Source organism: Frankia sp. AgPm24 (genome assembly GCF_023243055.1).
GTDB lineage: Bacteria > Actinomycetota > Actinomycetes > Frankiales > Frankiaceae > Frankia > Frankia umida.
Genome location: NZ_JALKFW010000192.1, coordinates 34914 through 41800 on the forward strand (window position 1 = coordinate 34914; position 6887 = coordinate 41800).

The window sequence follows — 6887 nt, forward strand, 5'->3', positions numbered from 1 at the left end:
ACGAAGCGTGACGGTACCCTCACCCAGTTCTCCCGGCGCCGGCCCGCGCCACCGCCCCCGTCTGTTGGATCGGCTGGATCGGCCGGGTCCGCATGGCAGCGCGGCGGAGGTCCGCACCCTGGGGGCGGCCGCCCGCCGGTTTCTGCGTCATCCCCGGCCACCGGTGCTGCTTGGCTGTGTCGGCACGCTCGCCGCGGTCCGGTTCAGCCGCGGGTCCTGGCGGCTGCGGCGTGACGGCGCCATCGTCTGCGGTGCCGTGCTCGCCCAGCCGTTCGTCGAGTGGGGTGTGCACCGCCTGCTGTTGCACGCGAGCCCCGGGACCAGGTTCGGTTCGGTCGGTTACCAGCTGGCCGGGCATGGCCACGAACAGCATCATCAGGACCCGACGAACCTGGACACGATGTTCCTGCGCCCCCGCGAGGTGCTGACCGGCACCGCGCTGGGGCTCGCCCCGGCCGCCTTCGGCCCGGTCTGGCTGTCCACCGGCACGTTGTGCGCCGCCGTCGGCGTCCTCGCCTACGACTGGACGCACTTCCTGCTGCACACCCGCGTCCCGCCGCGCTCGCGCTACCACCACGCCCTGTGGCGCGGGCACCGACTGCACCACTACCGCAACGAGCGGTACTGGCTCGGCGTCACCAGCCCACTCGGGGATCTCGTCCTGCGGACAGCCCCCCACCGGGACGCCGTGGCCCGGTCACCCGCCAGCGGCTGATCCGGCCTGCGCGGCCTCGACCGAGGACGACAGCGCTGTGAGGCCACAACCCACTGTCTCGAGGCCGGCCGTCTCGAGGCTGGCTGGGTCGAGACCGGCCGGGTCGCCGTCGTCCACCGGGCCAGGGCACGCGGCCGCGAGGTCGACCGGGTCGAGCCGAGCCGGAGCGAGGCCGCCGGGGCGCAGGTCCGTGCGACCCAGGCGGGGGCGGAACGGGCCGACGGTCCGGCCGATGCGGCGCAGGCGCGGCAGCCGGTCGGTGCCGGGCACGGGATGTGGCTCGCAGCGTCCGAAACCGCCGAGCCAGGCCACCAGCCGGCTGTCGGCGGTGGTGGCGTCGACCGTCAGCCGAGCCAGGGCGAACCGGTCGTCGTGCGGATGGGACAGGACCTCGCGGACCGCGCAGGCCGAACTGTAACCGGCGGAGATCACCAGTTTTCGGACGGAAAGGTCGTATCCGCCGCCTGGGTAGGCGAAGGTCCGTGGCTCGTCACCGACCGAACCGGCGAGTCGCCGCCGGGAAAGGGTCAGCTCGGTGATGACATCGGTGCGGGCCAGTTCATTGAGTGGCCGGCCGGTATGTCCGGAACCGCCGATCTCGATTCCCAGGCCGCGGATGCGGTGCAGGTCCGTCCGGTGGAAATAGCCCGGATCGTCCACCCGGGAACTGGTGACGAACACGGTCGCGGTCAGTCCGAACTCGACGAGCAGGCGCAGCGCGGTCATTGTCATCCCGCCGCCGTCATCAATCGTGATGACGAGCGGCCGAGGTGGAGCCGCGGACGAACCGGCCGTGCTCATGTAGCCCGAGAGGCTCATCGTCTGCCGACCGGACGCCGCGATCAGCTGGCAGTGCCGGGCGAAGGCGGTCAGCATCATCGGACGACGCCGGGAACCACGGGACGGCTGCGGATCAAAGGAGCGGTACCGCAGAATAGGTACCAGCTGCCGATGGTCGGACGGATACTGCCCGGCCGTCACCATGGACGGGTGACACGACATCGCAGACCGGCCGCTATCGCCCCGGCGGATGTCCTCGGTGCGAACGACAAGGAGACCTCCCTGCGGGTGCCGCGGCTGTGGGTGCGGCACGGGTGAACGACACCGAAGTGCGTCCGAGGGGTGGATCCGAGATGGTCATACCGTGGTGGGGATGGAATGTAGCACGGGCGGCTGCAAAGGCGAGTGATGTGCCAGCGGCGGGCATCCGGCCGACCGTCGCCACCCCGCCGTCCGGGTGTCATTTAAACGTATTACGATTTTTTCTGGCTATCTTTGTGCCACTTCCATAGGGTGCTGGGTGGCCGAGCGTGGGGCTGGCATCGCGCCGTCAGCGAGGCGCGGGGGCCTCTCCGGACGGGGCGGGCGGGGCGGGCGGCTCGGAGTGCCGGTGGCGCGGCCGAAGGTGGGAGAAGCCCGGGCAGGCGCACAGCGCGCAGTCATTGCCCTTGCGGTAGTGCTGGTGATCGGTGCGGCTGTGGCCGCAGCGACACCTGTCCCACCAGGATGAGCGCATGGATGGATGTCCCTCCATCAGTGCTGCGGACGGCCTCGGCGCTCGTTCGGGTGGGTGGCGGACGCCCGGAGGCGTTCCCGGCGAGCGATCTGCGCCCGGCGGCCGCGAAACAGGGCGATCAGCAGGACCAGGAGGAACGCCGCCAGCAGGATCGGCGCGTGCAGGATCAGCTCCGAGGCGATGTCGATCACTTTGTCCCGAAGGCCCGAACTGCCGCTACCGGTCGAGGGGTGCAGGTAGCCCACCCCGATGGTGATGAGCGCGAACACCAGCGGCGGCATGATCACCACGCCGAGCAGGTCGTCGGTGTGGACCCGCAGGGCGACCAGGACGCAGGCGCCGATGAACAGGAGGCCGAAGGCGTACTTCAACGAGCCGAAGATCGCGGTGTCGATCGCGGCGCCGATCCCGCCGAGGACCAGAACCACCAGTGCGGTGCCCAGCGCCGTCAGACCGCGCCGGCTCCCCGTGACCAGGGTGGACGGCGCTCCGCCCGGGCGGCCGCGCGAACCGCGGACATACGGATCGTCGAACCGGTCGGCGCGCGGGGATCTGCCCGGCGGCCTGGCTGACTGCCGATGTGGCGGCACACTCACGAACGCAAGGTACCGCCCGCGGATTTCCTGTGCGTCAGGACGATGGATCCGACGGCGTTCCCCCCGCCCGCGTTGGAGCAATCCGTGTTCGAATCACTGCTTTGTGTTATGATTGGGTAGCTTTTCTGAGCTTTTGTCCTCGATGTTCGCCTGTCGGGTATCCGCCAGCCGGCCGGTCTCTGGTATCCGCTGGCCGTCGGGAAGCAGCTCGGCGGCTGACAGCGGGCGTACCCCCGTCTCGACCGGACCGGGGCTGGGCAGTGCGCCCTCGACCACGTTCATCGCGGCCAGCCGGCGGGCGGGGGTCAGGACGCGGCTTTCCAGCGAGCCGACGGTGGCGTTGAACTCCCCGACCGCGCGGCCCAGGGAGCGGCCGAGCCGGTCGAGGTGCTCACCGAGCGTGCCGAGTCGGGTATAGAGATCGCGGCCGAGCTCGAAGATCTCCCGGGTGCGAGCGGTGAGCGCCTCCTGGGTCCAGGCGTACGCGATCGTGCGCAGCATCGCGATCAGCGTGGTCGGCGTCGCGATGATCACCTTGCGGGCGGCGGCGTGCTCCAGCAGCCCGGGGTCGTGGTCGAGCGCGGGGGCGAGGAACGCCTCCGCCGGCACGAACAGCACGACGAACTCCGGTGAGGACGCCAGCGCCCGCCAGTACGACTTGGCGGAGAGCCCGTCGACATGAGTGCGCAGGTGGCGGGCGTGCGCGGCCATCCGCTCGGTACGGAACCGCTCGTCGGTGCTTTCGGCGGCGTCGAGGAAGGCCGCCAGCGGAACCTTCGCGTCGACGACGACATTGCGCCCACCGGCCAGGTGCACCACCATGTCGGGCCGCAACGGCCCGTCATCACCCTGGACGGTGAGCTGCTCGGTGAAGTCACAGCGGTTGAGCATCCCGGCGACCTCGGCGACCCGGCGTAGCTGCATCTCCCCCCACGCCCCCCGGGCCTGCGGGCGGCGCAGGACGGTGACGAGCGCGGCGGTCTGCGTACGCAGGTTCTCCGACGCCTCCCGGGCGAACCGGACCTGCTCCACCAGCGACGCGTACGCCTCGGTGCGGGCGGTCTCCAGCTCGCGCAGCCGCCCCTCCATCCGGCCGAGGGCGTCGGCCAGCGGGCTCACCATGCTCTCCACGGCGGCGCGGCGGGCGTCGAGATCGCCGCGGGCGCGGGCACCGGCCTCGTCGAACCGGGCGGTGGCGAGTTCGACGAGCTGCTGGCTCGCCCCGGCCAGGGCCTGGGCGGACAGCGCCTGAAAGCTCTCCGCGAGCCGCTGCTGGCTCTGTTCGACCAGGGCGACCCGCTCGCCCGCCGACCGTTTCTCGTACGCCAGCGCCGTGCGCAGACCCGACACGTCGGCCTCGGCGAGCTGTGCGCGCTCCAGGGCGGCGGCGTTCGCCGCGCGGGCCTCGTCCCGCTCACGCAGCACCGTCGCGTGGGCGCCGGAGAGAGCGGCGTGGCGCGGATCGGCCAGCGCCCGGGCGGCGAGGAAGCCGCCGACGGCACCGAGCACCAGCCCGACGAGAGTCAGCAGCGCGCTGGTCGTGTCCACACCGCAAGGCAATCACGTGCGTCCGACAGGTCCGCCTCCGGTCCAGGCGGTGGCGGCGGCGGTGACTCCGGGGGCGGCGGCCGGACGGTGGCGGTGGTGCCGGTGACGGCGGCGCGGCCAGCGGGTTGGACGGCCCGTAGACTGATCCGCCATGGGTCTGTCGATCGGAATCGTGGGGTTGCCCAACGTCGGCAAGTCCACGTTGTTCAATGCCCTGACCCACAACGACGTGCTCGCGGCGAACTACCCGTTCGCGACGATCGAGCCGAACGTCGGTGTGGTCGGTGTGCCCGATCCGCGGCTGAGCCAGCTCGCCACGCTGTACAACAGCGCCCGCGTGGTGGCGGCGACGGTGAGCTTCGTCGACATCGCCGGTCTCGTCCGGGGCGCGTCCGAGGGGCAGGGCCTGGGCAACCGGTTCCTGGCGAACATCCGCGAGTCCGATGCGATCTGCCAGGTCGTGCGGGTGTTCTCCGACCCCGACGTGGTCCACGTCGAGGGCAAGGTGGACCCGCCCAGCGACATCGAGACGATCAACACCGAGCTCATCCTCGCCGATCTGCAGACTCTCGACACACGGCTGCCCAGGCTCGAGAAGGAAGCCCGCGTCGACAGGTCCAAGCAGCCGCTGCTCGCCGCGGTGCAGGCCGCCCGGGAGGTCCTCGACGCGGGGCGGACGATCTCGTCCGAACCGAAGATCGACCGGGAGGCGCTGCGGGAGCTGTTCCTGCTGACGGCCAAGCCGTTCCTCTACGTGTTCAACGTCGATGAGGACGTCCTCGCCGACCCCGGTAAGCACAAGGAGCTCGTGGATTCGGTCGCTCCGGCCGACGCGATCGTGCTGTGCGCCAAGGTCGAGGCCGAGCTCGCCGAACTGGACGACGCCGACGCCGTCGAGCTGCTGGAATCCCTCGGCCAGAGCGAGAGCGGCCTGGCCCAGCTGGCCCGGATCGGCTTTCACACCCTCGGCCTGCAGACCTACCTGACCGCAGGCCCGAAGGAAGCCCGCGCCTGGACGATCACCGCCGGCTCCACCGCCCCCGAGGCCGCCGGCGTCATCCACACCGACTTCCAGCGTGGCTTCATCAAGGCCGAGATCGTCTCCTACGGCGACCTGATGGCCGCCGGCTCCATGGTCGCGGCCCGGGCCGCCGGCAAGGTCCGCATGGAGGGCAAGGACTACGTCATGGCCGACGGCGACGTCGTGGAGTTCCGCTTCAACGTCTGACCGGGCACCGGCCGGTTGCGACCGTCCGGACCAGGCCTGTCAGGCCCGTCCGACCCGTCAGGATCAGGGCAGGTCGCCGGCGCGGTCGATGACTCGGCCGGAGGGCGAGCCGGGCGCCTCGGTGGCAAGGGCGACGATGGCGTCCGTGCCCTCGGTGACCGTCTGGGTGCCGTTGTGGCCGTTGAGATCGGTCGCGGTGTAACCGGGGTCGACGGCGTTGATCCGCACGCCGGGCAGGGCCTTCGCGTACTGGGTGGTGAGCATGGTCAGCGCCGCCTTGGACGCGCAGTAGAGCGGGGCGTTCACCGTCGACTCCACCCGCGACGGATCATGGGTGAGGGCGAGTGAACCCAGCCCGCTGGTGACGTTGATGATCACGGGGTCCGGGGAGCGGCGCAGCAGCGGCAGGAACGCCGAGGTCGTGCGGATCGCACCGAACAGGTTGACGTCGAAGAGCCGCTGGGCGTCGGCACTGGTGATGCTGTTCGGGTCCTCCTGCGGGCTGAGCATGCCGGCGTTGTTGATCAGAACGTCAAGGGTGCCCTCGTGCCGCTCGATGTCGGCGGCGGCGGTCGCGACGGACGTGTCGTCGGTGATGTCGATGGGCACGAAGCGCACCCCGAGGTCGGCCGCCGCCGCCGCGCCCCGCTCCTGGTCGCGGGCCCCGAGCACCACGGTGTGCCCGGCCTCGACGAGCCGGCGGGTGGTCTCGCGGCCAAGACCCTTGTTCGCTCCGGTGATGAATGTGATGGTCATGTGTCCATCGTCACCCGCTTCGCCTCGCCATGCTCACCGGCGTCACGACCGTCCTTTCCACCCCTGGGTGCGAACCGGTCGGGCGCGGGGTCCGCGCGGGGTACAACCCGAGGCAGGAGCGCGGAGTCGGGCAGGAGGCTGGTGCAGGTGACCGTCGACGAGAAACCGGCACCGGACGAGCAGGTGATCTGCCATCTGGTCGAACGTTCGGCCTGGTCGGTGGGGGCGGCGGGCTACCGGCCGGCGAGCCTCGGGGCCGAGGGGTTCATCCACTTCTCCACCCCGGCGCAGGTGCTCGCCACCGCCAACCGGTACTACCGGGGACGGGACGACCTGCTGCTCGTCGTGGTCGACCCGCGGCGGCTGAGCGCCCCGTTGCGCTGGGAGCCGCCCGCGCCGCCGCCGTCCAGCGTCGCCGGGCCCGCCGCGGCGCCGGCCGGGGCCCCGGGGGGGGCGCCGTTTGCGTCCCGGTCGGATCGGTACGCCGGTACGGCCCTGTCCACTTCCCCGGCGCCATGTCGTGCGTCG

7 protein-coding genes are annotated in these 6887 nt (G+C 71.3%); 3 read left to right on the top strand and 4 right to left on the bottom strand.

Annotated elements, in window-relative coordinates; genetic code table 11:
- The first annotated feature begins 7 nt into the window (after positions 1-7).
- The gene (locus MXD61_RS15465; RefSeq protein ID WP_308222759.1) at positions 8-715 is read left to right on the top strand and encodes a sterol desaturase family protein; all 708 of its coding nucleotides are present in this window, start codon (positions 8-10) and stop codon (positions 713-715) included.
- Here the strand turns inward: MXD61_RS15465 and MXD61_RS15470 are convergent.
- The 3 genes from MXD61_RS15470 to MXD61_RS15480 all read right to left on the bottom strand — a co-directional run bounded on the left by MXD61_RS15470 (position 698) and on the right by MXD61_RS15480 (position 4375).
- The gene (locus MXD61_RS15470) at positions 698-1717 is read right to left on the bottom strand and encodes a polysaccharide deacetylase family protein (RefSeq protein ID WP_248813910.1); all 1020 of its coding nucleotides are present in this window, start codon (positions 1715-1717) and stop codon (positions 698-700) included. The two genes, MXD61_RS15465 and MXD61_RS15470, sit on opposite strands and share 18 nt — an antisense overlap.
- A 531-nt stretch (positions 1718-2248) precedes the next feature.
- Positions 2249-2827, bottom strand: coding sequence for a DUF6542 domain-containing protein (locus MXD61_RS15475; protein ID WP_248813911.1), 579 nt, complete (start codon positions 2825-2827; stop codon positions 2249-2251).
- 93 nt (positions 2828-2920) lie between these two features.
- A complete protein-coding gene (locus tag MXD61_RS15480) occupies positions 2921-4375 on the bottom strand; it encodes a DNA recombination protein RmuC (RefSeq protein WP_248813913.1) in 1455 nt (484 codons plus the stop codon).
- Between the two features lie 151 nt (positions 4376-4526).
- On the opposite strand from MXD61_RS15480, the gene ychF reads away from it, so the two are divergent.
- Positions 4527-5603 carry a redox-regulated ATPase YchF gene (gene ychF / locus MXD61_RS15485; RefSeq protein WP_248813915.1) on the top strand — a complete coding sequence of 359 codons (1077 nt, stop codon included), beginning with the start codon at positions 4527-4529 and terminating at the stop codon, positions 5601-5603.
- A 63-nt stretch (positions 5604-5666) separates the two neighbouring features.
- On the opposite strand, the gene MXD61_RS15490 is transcribed toward ychF, so the two are convergent.
- Positions 5667-6359 (bottom strand): SDR family NAD(P)-dependent oxidoreductase, encoded by a 693-nt coding sequence (locus MXD61_RS15490; RefSeq protein WP_248813917.1) that lies wholly within the window; start codon positions 6357-6359, stop codon positions 5667-5669.
- Positions 6360-6506: 147 nt separating this feature from the next.
- Between MXD61_RS15490 and MXD61_RS15495 the strand changes: the two genes are divergently transcribed.
- The coding region (locus MXD61_RS15495; RefSeq protein WP_248813919.1) for a DUF952 domain-containing protein at positions 6507-6887 on the top strand (381 nt) is incomplete at its 3' end.

What these genes read in the sequence shown, in the direction of transcription:
- MXD61_RS15470 (WP_248813910.1), bottom strand. Translation starts at nt 1,717, where the DNA reads ATGTCGTGTCACCCGTCCATGGTGACGGCCGGGCAGTATCCGTCCGAC.
- ychF (WP_248813915.1), top strand. Translation starts at nt 4,527, where the DNA reads ATGGGTCTGTCGATCGGAATCGTGGGGTTGCCCAACGTCGGCAAGTCC.
- MXD61_RS15490 (WP_248813917.1), bottom strand. Translation starts at nt 6,359, where the DNA reads ATGACCATCACATTCATCACCGGAGCGAACAAGGGTCTTGGCCGCGAG.